Source organism: Blautia sp. AF32-4BH (genome assembly GCF_003460565.1).
GTDB lineage: Bacteria > Bacillota > Clostridia > Lachnospirales > Lachnospiraceae > Fusicatenibacter > Fusicatenibacter saccharivorans.
This window is the reverse complement of the sequence record NZ_QTVL01000001.1, coordinates 75,674-98,385: the sequence shown is the minus strand read 5'-3', so window position 1 is coordinate 98,385 and position 22,712 is coordinate 75,674. Positions and strand designations below refer to the sequence as shown.

Here is a 22,712-nt window from a genome sequence, read left to right as displayed (position 1 = left end):
CGATTCCGCTTGCGCTCTGAATCGTTGTTTTATTTGTCGTTTGCTGCTGCAACGCCCGGCAGTTCTTTTCCTTCCAGGAATTCCAGGGAAGCGCCGCCGCCAGTGGAGATATGAGTCATCTTATCGCCATATCCAAGCTGATTTACAGCTGCTGCGGAATCTCCGCCGCCGATGATCGTAACTGCATCTGTTTCAGCCAGTGCTGCTGCAACTGCTTTGGTTCCTGCTGCGAAATTCGGCATCTCGAAGCATCCCATCGGTCCGTTCCATACAACGGTTTTAGCAGTTTTAACAGCGTCAGCGAACAGTTTTGCAGTTTCCGGTCCGATATCCAGACCTTCCCAGCCATCCGGAATCTGTCCGGCCGGAACAACCTGTGTATTTGCGTCGTTTGAGAATGCATCTGCAACAACGTTGTCTACCGGAAGAAGCAGTTTCACGCCTTTTGCTGCTGCTTTTTCTTTCATTTTGTTTGCATAATCCAGATAATCCATCTCAAGCAGAGAATCACCAACGGTGCCGCCTGCTGCTTTTGCGAAGGTATAAGCCATACCACCGCCGATGATCAGGACATCAACTTTATCGATCAGGTTGTCGATAACAGAAATCTTGCTGGATACTTTGGATCCACCAAGGATGGCAACAAACGGACGCTCCGGATTGTTGACAGCATTTCCAAGGAATGCGATCTCTTTCTCCATCAGATAACCAACAACTGCAGTGTCAACATATTTAGTAACACCAACATTGGAGCAATGAGCACGATGTGCGGTTCCGAATGCATCGTTTACGAATACGTCGCACAGGGAAGCCAGTTCTTTGCTGAACTCCTCACCGTTTTTGGTCTCTTCCGCACGATAACGGGTGTTCTCCAGAAGGATTACATCTCCGTCTTTCATAGCCTCAACAGCTGCTTTTGCGTTCGGTCCTACAACCTCAGGATCTGCTGCAAATTTAACTTCCTGTCCGAGAAGCTCGGAAAGGCGAACTGCAACCGGTGCAAGAGAAAGCTCTGGTTTTGGTTCTCCTTTCGGTTTTCCAAGATGAGAGCAGAGAATTACTTTTCCGCCGTCAGCGATCAGTTTTTTGATCGTCGGAAGAGCAGCTACCAGACGGTTCTCATCTGTGATTTTTCCATCGATCAGCGGAACGTTGAAGTCGCATCTTACAAGGACTCTTTTTCCTTTTACGTTGATATCATCTACGGTTTTTTTGTTTAACATGGGCGTTTCCCTCCATATATCCAACTGCATCTGCCGCGCCGTTTCTTTGTTTTTGCGGCATCGCGGTCCTTATTTAAAAATGCAGTTTATAATTTTTGCACACGGAAAAGGGCTGTTTTTGTGCCGTATTTTTCCGCCGCATTCGCAAAAAGGGTCCGGTCCTTAACAGACCGGACCCTTTGGGCTCTGAAATTTTGCCGTTCAGTTTGTTAAATTATGCTAACTCGCTGAAGTATTTGATGGTACGAACCATCTGGCTTGTGTAGGAGTTCTCGTTATCATACCAAGAAACAACCTGTACCTCTGTTGTTCCGTTGTCCAGCGGAAGAACCATGGTCTGAGTTGCATCGAACAGAGAACCATATCTCATACCAACGATGTCGCTGGATACGATTTCATCTGTGTTGTATCCGAAGGACTCGGTTGCAGATGCTTTCATTTTTGCGTTGATCTCGTCAACAGTTACAGTTCCTTCTACAACTGCTGTAAGGATTGTGGTAGAACCGGTTGGGGTTGGAACACGCTGTGCAGAACCGATCAGTTTGCCGTTCAGTTCCGGAATAACAAGGCCGATTGCTTTTGCAGCACCTGTGCTGTTTGGAACGATGTTAACTGCAGCTGCACGGGATCTTCTCAGATCGCCTTTTCTCTGCGGTCCGTCCAGAGTCATCTGATCTCCAGTGTAAGCATGGATAGTAACCATGATACCGGATTTAATCGGAGCCAGTTCGTTCAGAGCTTTTGCCATAGGTGCAAGGCAGTTTGTGGTGCAGGATGCAGCGGAGATGATGTTATCGTCTGCTGTCAGGGTCTCATGGTTTACATTGTAAACGATGGTCGGAAGGTCGTTACCAGCCGGAGCGGAGATAACTACTTTACGAGCACCTGCATTGATGTGTGCCTGAGCTTTTGCTTTGGAGGTGTAGAATCCGGAGCACTCCAGAACTACGTCTACGCCAAGCTCTCCCCATGGGCAGTTGTTAGCATCCGGGAAAGCATAGATTTTGATGTTTTTGCCATCTACTGTGATGGAATCTTCATCGGATGTTACGGTATCAGCCAGAGCATATTTTCCCTGAGAAGAGTCATATTTTAACAGATGAGCTAACATCTTCGGGGATGTTAAATCGTTGATTGCTACTACTTCATAACCTTCTGCTCCAAACATCTGTCTGAATGCAAGACGTCCGATACGGCCAAAACCATTGATTGCTACTTTTACTGCCATGATTTTCAATTCCTCCTAAAAAGTGAATTTTAATTTTGAGTCTCTGTACTTTGTTAAAGAAACATCAACCTTATCTGTATAATACCTAATTTCGTCGGAAAATTCAAGTTCTATTTTCAAGAAAATACGAAATTATTTCTAAAATTTGTGAAGAGGCCGGATGCCGATCCGTATTTCTGCAAAATTTCGAAAGATCCGTCTATTGCAGAAAAAGCCGGAATCCAGCCTTTCTGGGGCTTTTTTCCGGCTTTTCCTGCGCGTTTTCTATTGGATCGGCAGATATTCCGGCTTCTTCTCTTTAAACCGCACGTAGTACCGGAATCCGGCTTCCTGCGCGATGGCTGCCGCGTCCGCGAAATGAAACGCTATATGTTCCGGTTTGTGGGCATCGGCACCGAAGGTGATCTTTTCGCCGCCCAGTTCCCAGTATCTTCTGATAACATCCGGCGTCGGATTCGGCACGCCAAGGCCTGCCTTGTAGCCGCCGGTGTTGATTTCCAGCGCGATATCGTACTGAATCAGCTCTTTTAAAATGGTATCGATCTCGTCCGCAAATGCGCGGTAGCTGTAATCTTTTCCCTTTTCTCTGCAGTAGCGTACCACATAATCCAGATGACCAAGCGTCTGGAAATTGTGGAAGAACCGGATATTTTCTGCTGTAGCCCGAAAATACGCCCGGTACAGCTCTTCTGCTGTCCAGTCCGGGAAAGCATCCTCATAATAGGGGTCTTTTCCGTCAATGACATGCATGGATCCGATCACATAGTCGAACGGCCACGCATTTACATACTCTTCCATCCGTTCTTTTAAGTGGAGCTGCAGTCCCAGTTCCACGCCGAATCGGATATCGATTCTGTCGTAGTATTTTTCCTGCAGTTCCCGGATTTTTGCCGCATATGCCGGTGTATCGAGCTGGAACTCGCCGGTACTGTAATCCATATCGTAGTGATCCGTCAGGCAGATTGCCGGAAGTCCCAGCTCGACTGCCCGTTTTACCATCTCTTCTGTTGGTGCTTCGCTGTCACTTGAAAAGAAACTGTGCATATGACAGTCCGCTATTTTCATCTTTCGGCCTCCGTAATCGTTCCGCCTCCGCCGACACAGCCGTCCACGTAGAAGACAACAGCCTGTCCCGGTGTCGGAGCACGCACGCCGTCCGGGAAGGTACAGGTAATCTCATCTTCCCCGGTCCGTTTGATCACGCACGGGGAGCCTTTGTGCCCGTACCGGATTTTTGCGGTGCAGGAGAGCTCTTCTCCAAGTTCCAGCGGCGGAATTGCCATATAGTTTACTTTGTTTGCTTTTACTACTTTTGCGAAAACCTCTTCATTTTCGCCGACCACAACCTCGTTCGTCTCCGGACGGATTTCCAGTACGAACACGCGGTGTCCCATCGGAAGGCCGAGTCCGCGGCGCTGTCCTACGGTGTAATGGGTAATCCCCTCATGGGTACCGAGGATTTCACCCTTTGTATTCACGAAATTGCCTTTCGGTGCCACGATTCCTGTCTCGTTCTGGATAAAGGAAGCGTAATCCTGATCCGGCACGAAGCAGATTTCCTGGGAATCCTTCTTTTTTGCTACCGGAAGACCGATTTTTGCTGCAATCTCACGAATCTGATCTTTTGTGTAGTCTCCGACCGGCATCAGCGTATGCGAAAGCTGCTCCTGGGTCAGATTATACAGTGCATACGTCTGGTCTTTTGCCGCTGTTACCGAATTTGCAATCGCATACCGTCCATTGGCAAGCTGTTCGATTCTTGCATAATGTCCGGTCGCAATGTAGTCCGCTCCAATGGAAAGACTGCGCTGAAGCAACGCTTCCCATTTCACATAGCGGTTGCAGGCGATACACGGGTTCGGTGTTCTGCCGCAGAGATATTCGTTCGTGAAATAGTCCATGACGTTCTCACGGAACTCTTTTTTGAAGTTCATGACATAATACGGAATGTCCAGCACCTGTGCCACGCGCCTTGCATCATCAACAGCAGAGAGGCCGCAACAGCCCCCGTTTTCCTCCTGGACTGTCTCGGCCTCATCCTGCCAGATCTGCATGGTCACCCCGATGACATCGTATCCTGCTTTTTTCAGGAGATACGCTGCCACCGAGGAATCTACGCCGCCGGACATTCCAACGACTACTTTCTTTTTTCCCATACTTAGTATTCTTCCTCTTCCTCGCCCTCGCTGATATCAGACTTCGGTTTTGCAAGACCTTCGATCTTGATGTGGTGTTTCTCTGCGTAATCCCAGAGTGCAGCGTGAATTGCTTCTTCTGCAAGCAGAGAACAGTGAACTTTGACCGGCGGAAGTCCGTCGAGTGCTTCCATAACAGCTTTGTTGGTTACTTCCAGAGCTTCCTGGATGGTTTTTCCTTTTACCAGCTCGGTTGCCATACTGCTGGTTGCAACTGCGGCGCCGCAGCCGAAGGTTTTGAATTTGCAGTCCTGAATGATTCCGTTATCGTCGATGTCAAGATACATTCTCATGATATCGCCGCATTTTGCATTTCCAACGGTACCTACACCGCTTGCGTTCTCAATTTCTCCTACATTTCTCGGATGCTGGAAATGATCCATTACTTTTTCACTGTACATTGTTATTCTTCCTCCTGAACTATTTCAAAGCAGTCCTCCTCCGGCACAGCTTTTACCTGAATTTTTCTGTACCGGCTTTCTGGATGGACTGTCTTATTTTTTTAAACTTATTTACCCTGCTGTTTTTTGATGTAATCCTCATACAGCGGGGACATGCTGCGCAGACGGTCTACGATCGCTTTAATCTGCTCTACAACAAAATCAACGTCCTCTTTTGTGATCTCCTCACTTAAAGTCAGACGTAAGGAACCGTGTGCTTTCTCGTGCGGCAGTCCGATGGCCAGCAGTACATGGGACGGATCCAGGGATCCGGAAGTACATGCAGAACCGCTGGATGCGCAGATACCTTTCATATCCAGCATGATCAGAAGGGACTCTCCCTCGATGAATTCAAAGCTGATGTTGCAGTTGTTCGGCAGACGTTTTACCGGATCGCCGTTCAGACGGCAGTTCGGAATCTCGGTTAAAATACGGTTGATCAGATAATCACGTACTTCGATTTCTTTTGCGGTACGCTCCGCCATAGTTCTTGCCGCACGCTCTGCCGCAACTCCATATCCTACGATGCCCGGTACATTTTCTGTTCCGGCACGGCGTTTTCTTTCCTGCGCACCGCCGTGTACGAAGGAGCGGATTTTCACACCCTTTCGGATGTAAAGGAAGCCGATTCCTTTCGGTCCGTTAATCTTATGACCGCTGGAACTGAGCATATCAATATTGCACTCATCCACATTGATCGGGATCTGGCCAAATGCCTGTACGGCATCTGTGTGGAATAAAATATTGTGTTCTTTTGCAATTCTTCCGATTTCCTTGATCGGCTGAATCGTTCCGATTTCGTTGTTTGCCGCCATAACGGAAATCAGAATGGTCTCAGGTGTGATGGCTGCTTCGAGTTCATCCAGATTGACAACGCCGTTCTCATCGACGCCGATATAGGTGATTTTCGCACCGCGCTCTTTTTCCAGATACTCACAGGTATGAAGAATCGCATGATGCTCGATTTTTGTGGTAATGATGTGGTTTCCTTTATTTTTATATGCTTCAAAGGTAGCTTTTAACGCCCAGTTATCGGACTCGCTGCCGCCGGCTGTAAAATAAATTTCCTCCGGTTTTGCGCCGAGCACGTTTGCGATCTGCTCTCTTCCTTTGGTGATGGCTTCTTTGCTTTTTCCTGCAATTGCATAAATACTGGATGGATTTCCGTAGTATTCGCTGAAATAAGGAAGCATAGCCTCGACAACTTCCGGGGCTGTTTTTGTTGTTGCCGCATTGTCCAGATAAATCATTGTTGTTCACTCCTTGTCATTTCTATCGCTGTTTCTGTTTTTCTCTAATTGCCGGCTCTGCTGAACCAGCTCTCCGAGGCTGATGGAATCCACAGCGTTCGTAATTCCCTCATTGATCCTCTGCCACACAAAACGCGTGACGCAGAAATCGGCCGCATCGCAGCCGCCCAGGCCTTCATTGACCGAGCACGTGACTGCCTCGAGTCCGCCCTCCAGCACACGGAGAACATCTCCTACCGAAATGGAATCTGCCGGTTTTGCAAGTACATATCCACCGCCTGCTCCCCGCACACTCTCAATGAATCCGGCTTTTCGAAGCGGACGCACCAGCTGCTCCAGATAGCTCTCTGAGATATTCTGGCGTTCTGAAATGCTGGCAATGGACACTGCACCCTCTTCTTCGTGACTCGCCAGATCGATCATGGCACGCAGGCCATATCTTCCCTTGGTCGATAATTTCATTCCTGGTTCTCCTTTTTCCTGTGCTGTCGTTTTCCAATTCCGACAGTTTTAATCGGATTTATTTCTCACTCAGAATAGCACCTCTCACGGGGTTCTGTCAAGGAGTTTTTTCGCATATTTTAGACTATCTGCGCAATGCCGTGAAAGGAGTCTATCCCATGCTGAAAATCACAAGAAAGAACACGCTTCTTCTTGGCACACTGATCCTGACCGCGTCCGGGATCATCTGCAGAATTCTTGGATTTCTCTATAGAATATTCCTGTCGCGCCGGATCGGTGCGGAAGCCTTTGGTATCTACCAGCTCGCCACACCACTCTACGCACTGATGCTCTCCCTTGGCGCAGGCGGCATGCAGACGGTGCTCTCGCGCTTTGTCGCATCGTACCTTGCCAAAAAGGATTCCAGACGGGCAAAGATCTGTCTGGCGGCCGGATGCGGCATTGTAGTGATACTTTCCTTCTCCGCCTCCATCTTTCTCTTTTTCAGCGCGGATTTTATCGGAACACGGCTTCTTTTTGAGCCGCGGACGATTCTGCTCCTCCGGATTTTATCACTCGGCATTCTCCCCTCCGGGATCCACAACTGTCTCTCGGCATGGTATCTTGGCCAGAATCAGACGGCACTGCCTTCTTTTTGCCAGCTTTTGGAACAGTTCGTGCGCATGGGCGCTTCCTACCTTGCCTGGCTTTTCTGTCTTTCCACAAGCCTCCCCTCTGCCGCTGTCGCTGCATTCGGTACTGCCGCCGGCGAACTCTTTTCGTGTCTCTTTCTGATGGCCTGCCTGTCCGTCTCGCACAGCAGGTCCCCTCAGAAACACCGCCCGATTTCTGTTTTTTTCAAAGAAAAGACCCTCTGGTACGATACCTTCCGAGAGCTTGCCGTTTTGAATCTTCCGCTTACGCTGAACCGTATTCTTCTGAATGTCCTCCACAGCATTGAAAGTGCTCTGCTCCCCGGCTGTCTGGTCACCTTCGGTCTTTCCCGGAAAGCAGCGCTCTCGCAGTATGGCATTCTCACCGGTATGGCACTTCCTATGATCTTTTTTCCATCTGCCATCACCCACGCGGTGTCCGTCATGCTTCTGCCCGGCGTAGCAAAACAGCAGGCCGACGGTACGCCGGAGCAAATATCAGACACGATCCGTTATACAATTTCTTTCTGTGTGCTGCTTGGCACTTCCGCTGTTTTTGCCTTTTTCTTTTTCGGTCCGTGGCTTGGACGTTTCCTTTTTCAAAACGAAGAAGTCGGCGTTTTTCTGCGTATCCTTTCATTTTTAAGTCCTTTTCTCTATCTGGAAACGACACTTGGAAGCATTTTAAACGGCCTTGGAAAAACTTCTCTCGTTTTTTTCCAGAACCTTGCCGGAGATGTAATTCGTATTCTTGCAATTCTTTTTCTCGTCCCGGTTTTCGGCATCCGTGGCTATCTCTATGGTATTCTTGCAAGTGAACTTACCATTATGACAATGGCACTTTTGTTCCTGCATCGGGAATCTGCAAACGGATTTGCTGTTCATTGATACCTTTTTTCTATCTTTTTTAAGAGAAACAGAATTTTCGCCGAAAAAATATCGACAATTTTCGCGTTATGTATTATAATTTATAGATAGTTTGCGACGGGGCACACAAGAACGCTCCTCTGTCCGCAGCTAGAAAAGAAGTGCATCTAAGATAAAGGAGAACGAAAATGAGCCTTGAATTTGTAAGAAAACTTCCCACCCCAACAGAGATCCGGGAACAATATCCCTTAAGCGCCCGCGCAACCGAAATCAAAAAACAGCGTGACGCTGAAATCGCAAAAGTCTTTACCGGGGATTCCGATAAATTTCTTGTTATCGTAGGACCTTGCTCCGCAGACAACGAAGACGCTGTTCTGGAGTACAATCACCGTCTGGCAAAGGTTGCCGACAAAGTATCCGACAAACTGATCATCATCCCGCGTGTCTATACCAACAAACCGCGTACCACAGGTGAAGGCTACAAAGGTATCGTTCATCAGCCGGACCCGGAAGGAAAGCCGGACCTGCTGCACGGCCTGATCGCCATGCGTAAAATGCATATGCGTGTAGTAGAAGAGACTGATCTGACTTCTGCAGACGAAATGCTGTATCCGTCCAACTGGAGCTATCTGTCCGATATTCTCTCCTATGTTGCGGTCGGCGCACGTTCCGTAGAAAACCAGGAGCACCGTCTGACTGTTTCCGGCATCGACATTCCGGCCGGCATGAAAAACCCGACCAGCGGTGATCTTTCTGTTATGATCAACTCCGTCATTGCCGCACAGGGCTCCCACTCCTTTATTTACCGTACCTGGGAGGTAAAGACAAGCGGAAATCCGCTGGCGCACACCATTCTCCGCGGTGCGACCAACAAGCACGGCAACTCCGTGCCGAACTATCACTACGAGGACATTCAGCTTCTGCTGGAGAAATACAACGAAACACATCTCGTAAACCCGGCTACCATCATCGATGCCAACCATTCCAACTCCGGAAAGAAATACGAGCAGCAGATCCGTATCGTCAAAGACGTTCTGCACACAAGACGATGCAACAAGGATATCGAAAGTCTCGTAAAAGGTGTTATGATCGAAAGCTATCTGGAGCCTGGCAATCAGAAAATCGGATGCGGAACCCATGTTTACGGAAAATCCATTACCGACCCGTGTCTTGGATGGGATCAGACCGAACGACTGATTTACGATATTGCTGAGGAGTGCTAAATTTTCTCAACACCCTAAAAACATCAAAAACCTTCGCTGCAGTTTTTCACCAGTCTGCGGCGGAGGTTTTTCTATCGTTTTACTTTTCTGTTCCACCTTTACTTTCTCGGATGTGCCTTCCGGTACACATCCCGGATCTTATTCACACCAAGGTGGAGATACATCTGCGTTGTCGAGATATCGGCATGTCCCATCATCTCCTGGACACTCTTTAAGTCCGCACCGTTTTGCAGCAGATGGGTTGCAAACGAATGGCGCAGGGTATGCGGCGTAATATCCGCAGTAATGCCTGCGGATTTCGCATAGGATTTCAGAATTTTCCAGAATCCCTGACGACTCATCGAACCTCCGGAGCAGTTGACAAACAATACATCATCATCCCGTCCATGCATCAGGGCTGCGCGCGCACTCCCAAGATACTGCTCCAACGCCTTTTTCGCCGGTCCGCCGAACGGAACGATCCGCTCCTTTTCATCGCGGCAGGTGATGTAGCCCATCATAAGATTGACATCCTGTGTTTTCAAATGGATCAGTTCACTGACACGGATACCGGTCGCATACAGCATTTCCAGCATTGCTTTGTCGCGGATACCCTTTGGCGTGTCGGTTTTGGGCTGGCGAAGCAGCAGATCGACCTCTGCGATGGAAAGGATCTCCGGCATTTTCCGCTCAACCCTCGGTGGCTGCAACGCTTTCGACGGGTCAGATACCATTTTTCCCTCCTGACATGCATATTGGCAAAACATATGAATCGCCGCAATGCTGCGCGAGATCGTTGCCGGGGAGAAGTGTTCCCGCTCCAGATATAATAAATAAGAATTTAAAACCGTTGCATTCATCTGCTCCGGTTTTTCTATTCCGTGCTCCTTCAAAAAAACTGCCAGCTTTCGAAGATCGCGCTGATAGGAGACTTCTGTATTTTTTGACGCTTTCTTTTCCGTCTGTAGATAGTCCGTAAATGACTGTATCGTTTCCTGCATAGCTTTTTTCCTTTTTGCTTTTTTCTCCCTCTCACTGCCCGATAAAGGGTAACAATGCTTTTAATTATATACACGTTTTTTCAAAAATGCAATTCCCTTTTCCGACCGTTTTTACAGGATTTTCGCAAGAAACCACGGATTGACATAACTCTCAAGCAGAATACCCCACAGAAGCAGGATCAGTGCAAAGAAGTAGCGCACGCCGAAGCAAAAATATTCCTTTTTCTGTATGCCGCCGGCAAGGTGATTCGTCTCTGCCATCCGGCTGCACGCAGCAGCCATCAGAAATAACGCGGCAAGGTAGAGGAAAATCTGCGGAAAAAGAGCCAGAAAAAAGAATAAAAGACCTGCCATTCCGTTCTGCAGATAGGCAGCCGAGAGAAAGACGCCACACAGAAAACCATATGCCCAAACGGCAGCAGTGGCAAAATACGCACCGATTGCCGTCAATCCAAAGAGAAGTCCCGCAAATGCCGGTGCTAACCGTACCTTTAGAAGATAGGAAAAGCAGGCCTTTGCGGAAATTTTTCTTCCCAAAAACGCCTCCGCCTGAAAGAGGCGGACGCTATTTCCCTCCTTCATTCCCATGTGGGATGCCGTAAGCAGCAGCAGTACACCGAGGGTCATACCGGCCGCAAACCAGAGGGCAAAAAAACGAATATATGCATTCTCATCCCGTTCTCTCATTTGCTTTTTGCGCCTCCTTATTTTCTGCCTTACTGTCAATGTATTCACGGTTCATAGACGATATACGTAAAAGAAGTGCCTGCTCCGCAGACCCCCATCTGCGAATGGCACTTCTTTCCTCTTTTCAGGGTCCCCCAATGTCTCACGCACCGAAATGTCCGTTCATTTCAAACCCTGCTTTTTGTATATCCCCATAAGATATTTTTCACTTCTTTTATTTCACGACAAGATAGGTATCCAGATCATCGAACTGATCAAGGTAGCTGACTGCGCCCTCGTACATATTGGACTGCAGTACGATATTTACCGTGTTATAGATGCAGCGTTTCAGTTCTGCCATCGTCAGAGTTCCATCTGCAAGTTCTTTTTTGATGTTCTCGTGATCCTCCGGCAGACCCGGCATTACCATGTCATTTCCGGCTCTCATGCAGCCCGCTGCCGTACACTCGCCCTGGATCTGTACGTTGGTGGTTGTCCAGTCGGTCATGATAGCTCCTGCAAATCCCCACTCATCTCTCGCTGCTTTCGTGCAGGTATCGTAGCAGTTTGCAGCGTGCACACCATTGATCAGGTTGTAAGATGTCATAATGGACATCGGCTGTGCATCTTTGACTGCGATTTCAAAGCCTTTCAGATAGATCTCACGCAGTGCACGCTCGGACAGGATGGAATCGGAGCCCATACGGTTATCCTCCTGATTGTTGCATGCGAAGTGTTTGATCGTGGTTCCGCAGCCCGGTACCTTCTGTACACCGAGCGTCATAGCAGCCGCCATCATACCGGCAAGCAGCGGATCCTCGGAATAATATTCAAAGTTTCTTCCGCAGAGCGGATTTCTGTGGATGTTCATGCCAGGTGCCAGCCACAGTGTTACGTTGAACAGCTCCATCTCATGGCCGATCATCTCGCCGACTCTCTTGATCAGTTCTACATCCCAGCTCTGTGCCAGAAGTGTTCCAACCGGAATTGCGGTACAGAACTGATAATAGGTTGTTCCGCGTTTTTCCTGCGGTTTGCTGAAGAATCCGCCTTCCAGTGCCGCCAGGAAATCGCTCGCTACGATCTCTCCGTTGTCTACCTGGTATTCTCTCTTCAGACGAAGACCTGCAGGTCCGTCGACCAGAGCAATCGTGGTTACATTCCACGGCTCCTCCGAAGCACACGGGGATGTCTCCGCTGCTGCTCCCGGAACAGAAATTCCTGCGGAGCCAAGCGCGTTGCCCTGTGCTCTTCCCGGATCACCGGTTGCAAGGAGTGCCAGCTGATCCACAGAAAGGGATTCCACAATCTTTCCTGCTTTTCCAGGAAGCTCTTCCGGTACCGGCTGGTAATCTACTTTCTCAGTTGGGATCTCAGATGCTTTAAGCTCGATCACGCTCATTCTCTTTTCTTTTACTTCCTTCTGCCATGCAGCCTCTCTTGCCTGAACTTTTTCTGCATCAGGAACAATCTCATTCAATTCCTCTTTCAGCGGGCAGATATTTTCACACGCTGTCATGACTGCTTTCTCGTCCAGCTCCAGCGCGCCGGAGAGAACAGATGTATTCAGATCATTTCCAATCCAGATACCATACATGCCCGGCTCCAGAATCCAGGATGCGCTTTCCTCCTCATAGGAAGTCAGCTGATACAGCGGGAAGGTGATGGTCATGGTCTGGGATTCCTTCGGAGCCAGCAGTTTTGTTTTTCCAAAGCCTGCCAGACGGCGGAACTCTTTCACCAGTCTGCCCTGCGGGCAGGAAGCGTAGATCTGTACAACTTCTTTTCCTGCATAAGTATCGCCGGTGTTGGTGACGGTAACAGTCACGCTTACTTTCGGATTCATCATACCGCGGCCGCTTACTTTGATGTCATCGGTTCTGATCTCGAAATCGGTGTAGGACATACCGTAACCGAAGGAGTAACGGACTGGTACTTCAAAGGTATCGAAGTAACGGTATCCAACGAAGATACCCTCTTCGTATTTTTCTTTCATGAGGTCGCCGCTCTTGTAGCTGTAAACCTCTGCACCCGGATAATCATAGTAATCTTTTGCCCAGGTATCTGTCATTTTTCCGGATGGGGTTACATCGCCGCTTACAACATCAGCAAATGCATTTCCGCCTTCCTGGCCTGCCTGTACGTACTGTAAAATAGAGCGGATATTGTCAAATTCTTCTACGAATGCCAGATCCATCAGGCCGCCGGTGTTGATAACAAGAACAACGTTTTTATAGCATCTGGAAACCTGTGCCAGAATAGCTTTCTCTTCTTTGGAGATGAAGTAGTCACCCTCCGTATCAAAACGGTCTTTGTTCTCTCCTGCGATACGTGCCAGAACGAAGAATGCGGTGTCTGCACCGTCGGCTGCTGCTTTCTCTTCATCGATTGGGTTTCCGGATGGCATAAAGAACGGGGTTGCAGAGTACGCATCAAAGAATTTTGTGTCGTCTCCGTTCAATTTTGTGAAAATCTCATTTTTCCAGTCCAGTCTTGCCTGTACGTAGAGTTTATCGTAATCCTCCAGCCATTCACTGCTTGTTACGTCGTAGCCTGCATTTTTCATGCCCTGGAAAATATTAACGCTGTCACGCTCATTGACATCGCCGGAACCGGTGCCTCCTTTGATGGTGCGGATCGCACCTGCTCCGTAAAGACCTACCTTGCTGCCCTTTGCCAGCGGCAGGAAATGATCTTTGTTTTCCAGAAGAACGAATCCCTCTGCTGCTGCCTCGCGGGCAAGTTTGCGGTGATCTGTTTCACGCTGGGTTACTTCCGGAGATGTAGTTCCGTTAAAGGTTCTTACCTTTGCTTTCATGTCTTTGTTCCTCCCAAACTTTGTTTCGTGCTAATGTCTCCATTATCTTCCCTTTTTCGTGTAACTTCTAGTTCCTTTCTTGTCCTTTCTCTGGTTGATATTGATATTTCGCCCAATTTCTGGTACAATATTCTTATCTTTTTTGATTATAATTGACGTATATTTCTATCACATCCTGGAGGTACTTATGGAATCCTGCTTTTACGAAACAATACACGAAACCGATCTGCTGCACGTCCGTTTTGAGCTGCAGGATGCGCCCGCTTTTGTTTTTCCGGCGCACTGGCACGAATATGTGGAAATTCTCTATCTGATCAGGGGACAGTTTTCCGCGATTGTCCAGGCAACGGAGTATCGGTTAAACGAGGGCGATCTGATTATCATCAACTCCGGCGACCTCCATATGACGCGCTCCAACACCTGTACATATCTTCTGCTGCAGATTTCCGCAAGCCAGATGCGCCAATATCTGCCGGACTTTGATACGATGCGTTTCGACACGATCATTCCCTACTCGGAACAGCCGGCTCCGCTCCGCGCACTGCTCTCGGAGATGAACGAGATCCGGCAGAATCCTTCCGATTCATACCAGCTTCTCTTTACCTCACGACTGTACGAATTTCTGTACCATCTCTGCCGGTCGTATTCCCACCAGATCCCTTCGGCATCCCTCACGGGTTCACAGCGCGATCTGCAGCGCGTGACACACGTTATGAACTGGGTGAAAGTGCATTACCCGGAACCGTTAAGCCTCGAAACAGCCGCGGATTCCCTGGCGCTCTCGAAGGAGTATTTCTGCCGGCTCTTTAAAAAGTATACCGGACAGACCTTTCTCGAATATCTGAACGATGTGCGCACGATGCACCTGTACGAAGATTTACAGAATTCCGACGAAACGATCACGGTACTGATGGAGAAAAACGGGCTGTCGAATTACAAAATTTTTATGCGGACCTTCAAAAAGCTGTATGGCTCTACACCTCAGAAAATGCGCTCGAACCGGATACGGCACGTATAAATTCTTTTGAAACTTACTGTTCTTATACACACTGAAAAGGCTGTGGAACATGATTGCTCATGTCCACAGCCTCTTTTTGATTTCGTTATTAAATTGTTTCGTAGAAAGTCTTTTATTTCGCGTAATCCGTTACACGGCTCTCGCGGATAACATTGACCTTGATCTGTCCCGGGTATTCCAGTTCAGCTTCGATCTGTTTCGAGATATCCCTTGCGAGCAGTACCATTTCAGAATCGGATACCTGCTCAGGAACAACCATGATGCGGACTTCTCTACCAGCCTGAATAGCAAAAGATTTTTCGACACCCTTGAACGAATTCGTGATGTCTTCCAACTGTTTTAATCTGTTGGTATATGTTTCGAGTGTTTCTCTTCTTGCACCCGGTCTTGCTGCGGAAATTGCATCCGCTGCCTGAACGATACATGCAATCAGAGACTGGGGCTCTACATCCCCGTGATGTGATTCTACTGTGTTGATCACAATCTGAGATTCTTTGTACTTTTTGCAGAGATCTGCACCGATCTGAATGTGAGATCCTTCTACCTCATGGTCGATGGATTTACCGATATCATGAAGCAGTCCGGCACGTTTTGCCATGCGGACATCGCATCCTACCTCTCCTGCGAGGAGACCGGAAAGCTGTGCTACCTCGATCGAATGCTTTAATGCATTCTGTCCGTAGCTGGAACGGAATTTCATTCTTCCAAGGAGACGGATCAGCTCCGGATGAAGTCCGTGTACACCGACTTCCAGTGCGGCTGCCTCGCCTTCCTCGCGAATATTCTGTTCTACTTCTTTGCGGGCCTTTTCTACCATCTCTTCGATGCGGGCCGGATGGATTCTTCCGTCTACGATCAGTTTTTCCAGAGCAATTCTTGCCACCTCACGGCGAATCGGATCGAATGAGGAAAGAACGACTGCTTCCGGTGTATCGTCGATGATCAGGTCAACGCCTGTCATGGTTTCGAGTGTACGGATGTTTCGTCCTTCACGGCCGATGATGCGGCCTTTCATTTCATCGCTCGGAAGCTGTACCACGGAGATGGTACTCTCGGATACGTGATCGACAGCACATTTCTGAATAGCTGTTACCACATACTCTTTTGCCTTACGGCCTGCTTCCTCTTTTGCTCTGCTCTCCAGCTCTTTGTAGAGCTTTGCTGTGTCGATTTTTACTTCGTCTTCCACAGATTTTAACAGATACTCTTTTGCTTCCTCGGAGGTAAAACCGGAAATTCTTTCCAGTTCCTGTACTCCTTTTTCGTGTAGACCGTCTACTTCCTTTTCTTTCTTTCTGACGCTTGCCTCTTTTGCTGCAATTTCGTTTTCACGACGCTCCAATACGTCCGCTTTTTTATCTACAGATTCTTCTTTCGATAAAACGCGCTTCTCATATTTCTGCAGTTCCGCTCTGCGCTCTCGGGTCTCTTTTTCTACTTCATTCTTCGTACGAAGAGACTCCTCCTTCGCCTCCAGCAGGGCTTCCCGTTTCTTAGTTTCGGCAGTTTTCAGTGCTTCATCTATGATGTTTCTCGCCTTTTCTTCCGCTGTGCCAATTTTCTCAGCATCCTGCTTGATTTTATTGTCCACAGCAATTTTCCTGGTAACAGGAACCGCAATAAGCAGCGTGACTACTACAGCAATGAATACCAGCAGAATTGTAATACCTGTACCCATTACCGGAGCACCTCCTTATTTAGTTTTCATTGCACATTTACAACACTACAATTTTATACTGTTTTCACAAATTTGTCAATGTTTTAAAAATATTCATGTAATTTATTGCACATAATTTCGCGGCATGTGGCGGAATCGCCGGGAATATTCAGGATTCTTCGTCAGCGGAATCTTGGTATTCTTCCAGTGCCCGACGGATTTCGGAACTGCCGAATCCCTTCCGCGTCAGAAAACCGGCGGCACGGCGGTACTCTTTTTCATCCAGCCGGTGCGGCGTGCCGAGCTTTGCGAAGGCGGCACTTTTTGCAAGTTCATACTCATCGCGGGCATCCTCCTGCTCTTCCAGGACGGATTCCACCAGTTCCCGGTCCACGCCTTTCTGTGCCAGCGCATAGAGGACTGCCTTTTTCCCTTTTTTCGCACCGCTGCCCGCAAGATACTGCTCCACGTATGCGCGGTCGTCGATATAGTGAAAGCTCTCCACGTACGAGACAGCCTCTTCAATGGCTCTCTCGGGATAGCCGTCTTTTCGTAACTTATCTTCCAGCTCTTTTTTCGTCCGCATCTGTCTGAGCAGCAGATACATCGCGCGGTGTTTGGCCCTTTTAGTCAGCACTTCCCCTGCCAGCTTTTCGTAAACCTCATCGGGAAGCTCCTCCTGCTCTTTGATGCGGGAAGCGCGGATTTCCCCGTTATAAAGAACCAGATCCTCTCCGTCATCGAAGAGGATCCGTGATTTCTTTTTATTCAGAGGACGAATCTCTGTCACAAACATTTATTCGTCGTCTCCTTCGGTTTCCGGAACTGCTGCTGTTTCTTCTGTGCCTTCCGGCGCTTCTTCCTTGATCAGGCCGTAAGCCACGCGCACTTTGTGCTCGATCTCATCCATGATTTCCGGATGCTCGCGCAGGTATGCTTTCGCATTTTCGCGTCCCTGGCCGATCTTGTCGCCGCCGTATGCGAACCATGCGCCGCTCTTCTGTACGATGCCGACGGAAGCTGCCAGATCCAGAACGTCTCCTTCTTTGGAGATTCCTTTTCCGAACATGATATCAAATTCTGCCTCGCGGAACGGCGGAGCTACTTTGTTTTTCACGACTTTGATTCTGGTACGGTTTCCGACCATCTCTCCGCCCTGCTTTAAGGCTTCAATTCTTCTGACATCAAGACGGATGGAAGAATAGAATTTCAGTGCACGGCCGCCGGTTGTAGTCTCCGGATTTCCGAACATGACACCGACTTTTTCACGCAGCTGGTTGATAAAGATAACAATACAATTGGATTTGCTGATCGCTGCAGTCAGTTTCCGGAGTGCCTGAGACATCAGACGCGCCTGCAGTCCGACGTGGGAATCTCCCATGTCGCCGTCGATCTCGGCTTTTGGAACGAGGGCTGCAACAGAGTCCACGATGATGATGTCTACCGCACCGGAACGAACCATCGTCTCGGTGATCTCAAGTGCCTGCTCGCCGTTGTCCGGCTGTGAGATATAAAGGTTTTCAATATCAACACCGATGTTTTTGGCATAGGCCGGATCGAGCGCATGCTCTGCATCGATGAAGCCGGCGATTCCGCCGCGTTTCTGTACTTCGGCTACCATGTGGAGCGCTACGGTTGTTTTACCGGAAGACTCCGGTCCATATACCTCGATGATTCTTCCCTTCGGCACACCGCCAAGGCCGAGTGCGATATCCAGGCTTAAAGAGCCGGTCGGGATGGTTTCCACGTTCATGTTTGCTGCGGAATCTCCGAGCTTCATGACAGCTCCTTTTCCGTACTGTTTTTCAATCTGTCCAAGTGCGGCATCGAGTGCACGCAGTTTATCTTCGTTATTATTTCCCATACTGAATATTCTCCTTACCATGCGAACGTTCGTTCGCTTCTGTATACATACTATTACAAATCTGCTTTGTTGTCAACTGTTTTTCTTGTGTCTTTTTTCAGCCCCCAAATCCTCTGCACCGGAGCTGCTTCGAATATATCCTTATGCACAAGTGTAGCATATTCCACTCTCCTGCCGCAACCCAAAAATACTGCAAAAAAATCCCGAAACGGCTTTTCTTTCCTCTTCTGCCATTTCGGGATTTTTTTCTTATTTTTCAGAATGCAGACCAGCTTATCCGATCAGCCAGTTGTACATTTCCTCGTACTGTTTTGCGGAATTCGCCCAGGAGAAATCCTGTGCCATTGCGCGGTCGATCATCTTGTTCCACTCGCGTTTTTTGTCGTAATAGATGCGCTCTGCGTACCGCACGGTACCCATCATCTCATGCGCATTGTAGTTTGTGAAGCTGAATCCAGTTCCTGTTCCCTCGTACTCATTGTACGGCTCTACGGTGTCTTTGAGGCCGCCGGTCTCGCGGACGATCGGAAGGGTTCCGTAGCGGAGGCTCATGAGCTGGGAGAGTCCGCATGGCTCAAACAGGGACGGCATCAGGAAGGCATCGCAGGATGCATAGATCTTGTGTGACATTGCATCGGAATAGTAGATGTTTGCCGAAACCTTCTTGTCGTATTTCCATGCGAAGTGGCGGAACATGTTCTCGTAGCGCTCCTCGCCGGTTCCAAGGATCACAAACTGTACGGCATCCTGGCACATCTCATCCATCATATAGCTGATGAGGTCGAAGCCCTTCTGATCGGTCAGCCGGGATACGATACCGATCATCATCGTCTTCGGATTGACCTCGAGTCCTAACTCCTCCTGCAGTGCCAGTTTATTTTTCACTTTCTCTTTACGGAAGTTCTTTACATTGAAATTCTTTGCAATCTGAGCGTCTGTCTCCGGGTTCCACTCATTGTAGTCGAGTCCGTTTACAATACCGCGCAGATCGTTTGCTCTTGCACACATCAGACCGTCGAGTCCTTCGCCATAGAACGGGGTCTGAATCTCCTGCGCGTATGTATTGCTGACGGTGGTGATCGCATCTGCGTAAACCAGACCGCCCTTCAAGTAGCTGGCATCGTGTTTGAACTCCAGCTTATCCGGTGTGAAGTAGTAGTCGGAAAGGCCGGTAATGCTCTGAATCGTCTTGCGGTCCCAGATGCCCTGGAATTTCAGGTTGTGGATCGTCATGACGGTTTTGATTCCCCGATAGAATTCATCTGCCTGGAAACGCTCGTGCAGGTAAACCGGAACGAGACCGGTCTGCCAGTCGTGGCAGTGGATGAGGTCCGGGCGGAAGCCGATGGTCGGTAAAATGGAAAGCGCTGCTTTGCTGAAGTAAGCAAATTTTTCCAGATCCCACGGCATGCCCGCATATGGAGTGCTTCCTCCGAAATGCTCCTCGTTGTCGATAAAGTAGAATTTGATGCCTTCATATTCCATCTCGAAAATGCCGACATACTGCTGTCTCCAGTTCAGATCCATGTAGAAGTTTGTCACATACCGCATCTGATTTTTAAACTGTTCTTTGATTCCTGCGTATTTTGGAATCACCACGCGCACATCAAAATACTCTTTCGGGAAGTACTTCGGCAGAGAACCTACTACATCCGCCAGACCGCCTGTTTTGATGAACGGTACACACTCTGAAGCCACGAACAAAATATTTTTCATGAAAAGAATCCTCCTGTAATTTCATGCTGATTATCGCATCTTTGTTTTTCTGTAATTCCTTCCTTTTTGTCACGATCCTATGAAACGCGAAAGGATAATCAACGTCCTGTCTGTATTATACCGTACTTTGTCCAGAAAAAAAAGTCTAAACTTCTGTAATTTCTCCGTTTGTTCGGATTTTTTTGTTACTTTTTACTGATTTTTCAGTTCAAGACGTATTTTATCTGCAATTAATGCAATAAATTCAGAATTTGTCGGTTTACCCTTGCGGTTGTTCACGGTATAGCCGAACAGCTCGTCGATTGTGTCCATTTTGCCGCGGCTCCAGGCCACTTCAATCGCATGGCGGATGGCACGCTCGACACGACTTGACGTTGTCTGGTGGCGTTTCGCGATGGTCGGATAGAGAATCTTGGTAATGGAATTGAGCATTTCCGTGTCCTCTACGGAAAGCAGAATCGCATCGCGCAGGTACTGGTATCCTTTGATATGGGCAGGAACGCCGATCTCGTGGATCATATTTGTCACATCGATTTCCAGACTGTTTTCCGGCGGACAGATCGGCTCTTTTCCGGGGTTTGTAAAATTTCTTGGATGGTATCTTCTTACTGCTGTCATTCCTTTTGTTGCTTTGATCCGGTTCAGAAGAGTTTCGTTGTCGAACGGTTTTAAGACGTAATAGTAAGCGCCGAGCCGGAACGCATCTTCGGTGATCCTCTCCTCTCCTACGGCGGAGACAACGATAAAGGCAGGTCTTTTTTTCAGATTTTTATCCTCATTGACTTTCTCCATTACAGTCAGACCATCCATCTTCGGCATGAAAATGTCAAGCAGTACGACGTCCGGTTCTTTGTCGCGGATGATACTGTAGATATCATTTCCGTTTCCGGTCTGCCCGATCAGTTCAAGCGTGTCATCCTGTTTTATGACGTTCCCAAGCATTTCCTGCATGCGTTCGTTATCATCCGCGATGGCAATGTTGATCTTTTCCATAAAGCTCTCCTTTGCAAAAACTCATAGTCTTTCCGGAATTTCACTGCATCCGTTTTCTTCTGAACTTTTTCCAATCACACAGACATTATAATTTTATTTTTTCGCATTTTCAATATATTTCCCGTAATTTTTTGAAAATTCGATCGACATTTTCCGTAAAAATTCGGAAGTTTGTAACAATTCCAACCAAATTAACGCATATTTTTTCAGTTCCGTGCAAGCATGTTTTCCGCAAAGACACCGTAGCCTTTTTCTGGATGGTTTACGAAAACATGGGTAATGGCGCCGATCAGCCTTCCGTTCTGGAGCACCGGCGAGCCGGAATTTCCCTGTACGATGCCGCCGGTTTTCTGTAGCAGCCGTTGATCGGTAATTTCGAGCACAAAATTTTTGTTCGTATTCTCGCTTCCAAGATCGATTTCTGTAATCTCCGCCTCATACTCTTCTACCGTATTGTCCACGCACATCCGTACGGTGGCCGGGCCCGTCTCGATCTCCTGCCGATAGGCAATTTCCGTCACGGTAAGCGGCAGTGCACTGCTTTTTTCCCTGTCCAGAACGCCGTGGATACCGTAGATGGTATTCTCCGCCACTGATCCGATACGGTTCTTTTCTTCGTAATGGATCACACCCTGCAGTTCACCCGGTACACCCGCTTTTCCCGGGATCACAGACAGAATCTGTGTCAGATACAGTTCTCCGCCGTTCAATTGGAGCATTTTTCCGGTATCGACATCACTGATTCCATGGCCGAGCGCTGCAAAGGTTCCGTCCGGTTCCACGAAAGTCAGTGTTCCGATTCCCTGCATATTGTCGCGGACCCAGGCCCCGAGGCGGCAGGTGCCGTCCTGGCTTTTCTGCGGTGTCACCTGCACTTCGATCGTTTCCCCGTCCCGAAGCAGGGAAAGACACACCGGGGAACCGTTTGATACTTTTACTGCATCAATCAGCTCCTGCTTGCTGCGGATGCTCTGTCCGTTTACTTTTGTGATATAGTCGCCTTCCCGCAGAATATTTTCTGACGGACGGCTGACGGTTCCGTCGGACGAACGGATTTCGGCTGTACGGATCACCATCACACCGTCGGTCTCCATATAGATACCGACCGGCGCGCCGCAGACGGCAACTTTCGGCCGTTCTTCCTGGATCACACGGATCTTTTTCAGCGGGATCCCGGCGGCGGAACATTCTACAACCGTTTCACCCGTTTCTCCGAATTCGTTTTTTTCTGCTTCCTTCGTATCTTCCGAAATTGTCAGAAGCGGATGTTTCGTGAGCGGCTGAAACGGGCTTTCGCTGTTCTCATCCACATACATCGTATCCGGCAGGGATTCGCGCATGGCATCGTAGCCAAGAAGAACAGCGAGGATCAGAAACAGCGCCGCCAGCGCAAGCAGGACTCTTCGGTATTTTTGTTTTCTCGTCATTTGCATTCCCATCCTTTCCGCCGCAGGGCAGAACTGCGGCATTTCTTTTGTTT

19 protein-coding genes are annotated in these 22,712 nt (G+C 48.6%); 3 read left to right on the top strand and 16 right to left on the bottom strand.

The features are described 5' to 3' along the window. Positions 1-29: 29 nt before the first annotated feature. The 7 genes from DWZ44_RS00505 to DWZ44_RS00475 all read right to left on the bottom strand — a co-directional run bounded on the left by DWZ44_RS00505 (position 30) and on the right by DWZ44_RS00475 (position 6,798). Complete coding sequence (locus DWZ44_RS00505; protein WP_022463323.1) at positions 30-1,223, bottom strand: phosphoglycerate kinase; 1,194 nt, start codon at positions 1,221-1,223, stop codon at positions 30-32. Between the two features lie 214 nt (positions 1,224-1,437). Continuing rightward, on the bottom strand, positions 1,438-2,451 hold the full coding sequence (gap, locus tag DWZ44_RS00500; RefSeq protein ID WP_022463324.1) for a type I glyceraldehyde-3-phosphate dehydrogenase: 1,014 nt from the start codon (positions 2,449-2,451) through the stop codon (positions 1,438-1,440). Positions 2,452-2,715: 264 nt separating this feature from the next. Beyond that, a complete protein-coding gene (locus DWZ44_RS00495) occupies positions 2,716-3,516 on the bottom strand; it encodes a histidinol-phosphatase HisJ family protein (RefSeq protein WP_117760395.1) in 801 nt (266 codons plus the stop codon). After that, entirely contained in the window at positions 3,513-4,607 is a 1,095-nt protein-coding gene (gene mnmA, locus DWZ44_RS00490) for a tRNA 2-thiouridine(34) synthase MnmA (RefSeq protein WP_055218213.1), read from the bottom strand. The genes DWZ44_RS00495 and mnmA overlap by 4 nt, the downstream gene beginning before the upstream one ends. 2 nt (positions 4,608-4,609) lie before the next feature. Further along, complete coding sequence (gene nifU, locus DWZ44_RS00485; RefSeq protein ID WP_022463327.1) at positions 4,610-5,047, bottom strand: Fe-S cluster assembly scaffold protein NifU; 438 nt, start codon at positions 5,045-5,047, stop codon at positions 4,610-4,612. Between the two features lie 107 nt (positions 5,048-5,154). After that, positions 5,155-6,336: a cysteine desulfurase NifS gene (nifS, locus tag DWZ44_RS00480; protein WP_022463328.1), complete on the bottom strand. Its 1,182-nt coding sequence runs from the start codon at positions 6,334-6,336 to the stop codon at positions 5,155-5,157. A 6-nt stretch (positions 6,337-6,342) separates the two neighbouring features. Then, positions 6,343-6,798: an RrF2 family transcriptional regulator gene (locus tag DWZ44_RS00475; RefSeq protein ID WP_022463329.1), complete on the bottom strand. Its 456-nt coding sequence runs from the start codon at positions 6,796-6,798 to the stop codon at positions 6,343-6,345. A gap of 158 nt (positions 6,799-6,956) precedes the next feature. Here DWZ44_RS00475 and DWZ44_RS00470 point away from each other — a divergent pair, with 158 nt between their 5' ends. Together DWZ44_RS00470 and DWZ44_RS00465 are read left to right on the top strand one after the other, a co-directional pair. Continuing rightward, positions 6,957-8,318, top strand: a complete 1,362-nt coding sequence (locus DWZ44_RS00470) for a polysaccharide biosynthesis protein (protein WP_055218215.1) — start codon at positions 6,957-6,959, stop codon at positions 8,316-8,318. Positions 8,319-8,485: 167 nt separating this feature from the next. Further along, on the top strand, positions 8,486-9,520 hold the full coding sequence (locus tag DWZ44_RS00465) for a 3-deoxy-7-phosphoheptulonate synthase (RefSeq protein ID WP_117804024.1): 1,035 nt from the start codon (positions 8,486-8,488) through the stop codon (positions 9,518-9,520). Between the two features lie 98 nt (positions 9,521-9,618). On the opposite strand, the gene xerD is transcribed toward DWZ44_RS00465, so the two are convergent. The 3 genes from xerD to DWZ44_RS00450 all read right to left on the bottom strand — a co-directional run bounded on the left by xerD (position 9,619) and on the right by DWZ44_RS00450 (position 13,984). Continuing rightward, positions 9,619-10,500, bottom strand: coding sequence for a site-specific tyrosine recombinase XerD (gene xerD / locus DWZ44_RS00460; RefSeq protein ID WP_117800857.1), 882 nt, complete (start codon positions 10,498-10,500; stop codon positions 9,619-9,621). 111 nt (positions 10,501-10,611) lie between these two features. Next, positions 10,612-11,187: a stage II sporulation protein M gene (locus tag DWZ44_RS00455; RefSeq protein ID WP_055218220.1), complete on the bottom strand. Its 576-nt coding sequence runs from the start codon at positions 11,185-11,187 to the stop codon at positions 10,612-10,614. Positions 11,188-11,401: 214 nt separating this feature from the next. Next, positions 11,402-13,984 (bottom strand): glycoside hydrolase family 3 protein, encoded by a 2,583-nt coding sequence (locus DWZ44_RS00450; RefSeq protein WP_055218222.1) that lies wholly within the window; start codon positions 13,982-13,984, stop codon positions 11,402-11,404. 187 nt (positions 13,985-14,171) lie between these two features. Here DWZ44_RS00450 and DWZ44_RS00445 point away from each other — a divergent pair, with 187 nt between their 5' ends. Beyond that, positions 14,172-15,002 carry a helix-turn-helix transcriptional regulator gene (locus tag DWZ44_RS00445; protein ID WP_117760398.1) on the top strand — a complete coding sequence of 277 codons (831 nt, stop codon included), beginning with the start codon at positions 14,172-14,174 and terminating at the stop codon, positions 15,000-15,002. A gap of 112 nt (positions 15,003-15,114) precedes the next feature. On the opposite strand, the gene rny is transcribed toward DWZ44_RS00445, so the two are convergent. The 6 genes from rny to spoIVB all read right to left on the bottom strand — a co-directional run bounded on the left by rny (position 15,115) and on the right by spoIVB (position 22,659). Continuing rightward, entirely contained in the window at positions 15,115-16,680 is a 1,566-nt protein-coding gene (gene rny / locus DWZ44_RS00440) for a ribonuclease Y (RefSeq protein WP_022463336.1), read from the bottom strand. 148 nt (positions 16,681-16,828) lie between these two features. Next, positions 16,829-17,455, bottom strand: a complete 627-nt coding sequence (locus DWZ44_RS00435; RefSeq protein WP_117760399.1) for a regulatory protein RecX — start codon at positions 17,453-17,455, stop codon at positions 16,829-16,831. Beyond that, positions 17,456-18,523: a recombinase RecA gene (recA, locus tag DWZ44_RS00430; protein ID WP_022463338.1), complete on the bottom strand. Its 1,068-nt coding sequence runs from the start codon at positions 18,521-18,523 to the stop codon at positions 17,456-17,458. It abuts the gene before it with no gap. A gap of 273 nt (positions 18,524-18,796) precedes the next feature. After that, positions 18,797-20,239: a glycogen synthase GlgA gene (gene glgA, locus DWZ44_RS00425; RefSeq protein WP_117760400.1), complete on the bottom strand. Its 1,443-nt coding sequence runs from the start codon at positions 20,237-20,239 to the stop codon at positions 18,797-18,799. 192 nt (positions 20,240-20,431) lie between these two features. Next, positions 20,432-21,232: a sporulation transcription factor Spo0A gene (gene spo0A / locus DWZ44_RS00420; RefSeq protein ID WP_055218233.1), complete on the bottom strand. Its 801-nt coding sequence runs from the start codon at positions 21,230-21,232 to the stop codon at positions 20,432-20,434. A 206-nt stretch (positions 21,233-21,438) separates the two neighbouring features. After that, a complete protein-coding gene (spoIVB, locus tag DWZ44_RS00415) occupies positions 21,439-22,659 on the bottom strand; it encodes a SpoIVB peptidase (protein WP_158554956.1) in 1,221 nt (406 codons plus the stop codon). Positions 22,660-22,712 lie beyond the last annotated feature (53 nt).

Excerpts from the sequence above, each read along its gene's own strand:
- DWZ44_RS00470 (WP_055218215.1), top strand. The coding sequence starts at position 6,957 with ATGCTGAAAATCACAAGAAAGAACACGCTTCTTCTTGGCACACTGATC.
- nifS (WP_022463328.1), bottom strand. The coding sequence starts at position 6,336 with ATGATTTATCTGGACAATGCGGCAACAACAAAAACAGCCCCGGAAGTT.
- xerD (WP_117800857.1), bottom strand. The coding sequence starts at position 10,500 with ATGCAGGAAACGATACAGTCATTTACGGACTATCTACAGACGGAAAAG.
- DWZ44_RS00445 (WP_117760398.1), top strand. The coding sequence starts at position 14,172 with ATGGAATCCTGCTTTTACGAAACAATACACGAAACCGATCTGCTGCAC.
- DWZ44_RS00455 (WP_055218220.1), bottom strand. The coding sequence starts at position 11,187 with ATGAGAGAACGGGATGAGAATGCATATATTCGTTTTTTTGCCCTCTGG.
- spoIVB (WP_158554956.1), bottom strand. The coding sequence starts at position 22,659 with ATGACGAGAAAACAAAAATACCGAAGAGTCCTGCTTGCGCTGGCGGCG.
- rny (WP_022463336.1), bottom strand. The coding sequence starts at position 16,680 with ATGGGTACAGGTATTACAATTCTGCTGGTATTCATTGCTGTAGTAGTC.
- gap (WP_022463324.1), bottom strand. The coding sequence starts at position 2,451 with ATGGCAGTAAAAGTAGCAATCAATGGTTTTGGCCGTATCGGACGTCTT.
- DWZ44_RS00505 (WP_022463323.1), bottom strand. The coding sequence starts at position 1,223 with ATGTTAAACAAAAAAACCGTAGATGATATCAACGTAAAAGGAAAAAGA.
- glgA (WP_117760400.1), bottom strand. The coding sequence starts at position 20,239 with ATGAAAAATATTTTGTTCGTGGCTTCAGAGTGTGTACCGTTCATCAAA.
- DWZ44_RS00495 (WP_117760395.1), bottom strand. The coding sequence starts at position 3,516 with ATGAAAATAGCGGACTGTCATATGCACAGTTTCTTTTCAAGTGACAGC.
- mnmA (WP_055218213.1), bottom strand. The coding sequence starts at position 4,607 with ATGGGAAAAAAGAAAGTAGTCGTTGGAATGTCCGGCGGCGTAGATTCC.
- DWZ44_RS00450 (WP_055218222.1), bottom strand. The coding sequence starts at position 13,984 with ATGAAAGCAAAGGTAAGAACCTTTAACGGAACTACATCTCCGGAAGTA.
- DWZ44_RS00475 (WP_022463329.1), bottom strand. The coding sequence starts at position 6,798 with ATGAAATTATCGACCAAGGGAAGATATGGCCTGCGTGCCATGATCGAT.
- spo0A (WP_055218233.1), bottom strand. The coding sequence starts at position 21,232 with ATGGAAAAGATCAACATTGCCATCGCGGATGATAACGAACGCATGCAG.
- DWZ44_RS00435 (WP_117760399.1), bottom strand. The coding sequence starts at position 17,455 with ATGTTTGTGACAGAGATTCGTCCTCTGAATAAAAAGAAATCACGGATC.
- DWZ44_RS00465 (WP_117804024.1), top strand. The coding sequence starts at position 8,486 with ATGAGCCTTGAATTTGTAAGAAAACTTCCCACCCCAACAGAGATCCGG.
- nifU (WP_022463327.1), bottom strand. The coding sequence starts at position 5,047 with ATGTACAGTGAAAAAGTAATGGATCATTTCCAGCATCCGAGAAATGTA.
- recA (WP_022463338.1), bottom strand. The coding sequence starts at position 18,523 with ATGGGAAATAATAACGAAGATAAACTGCGTGCACTCGATGCCGCACTT.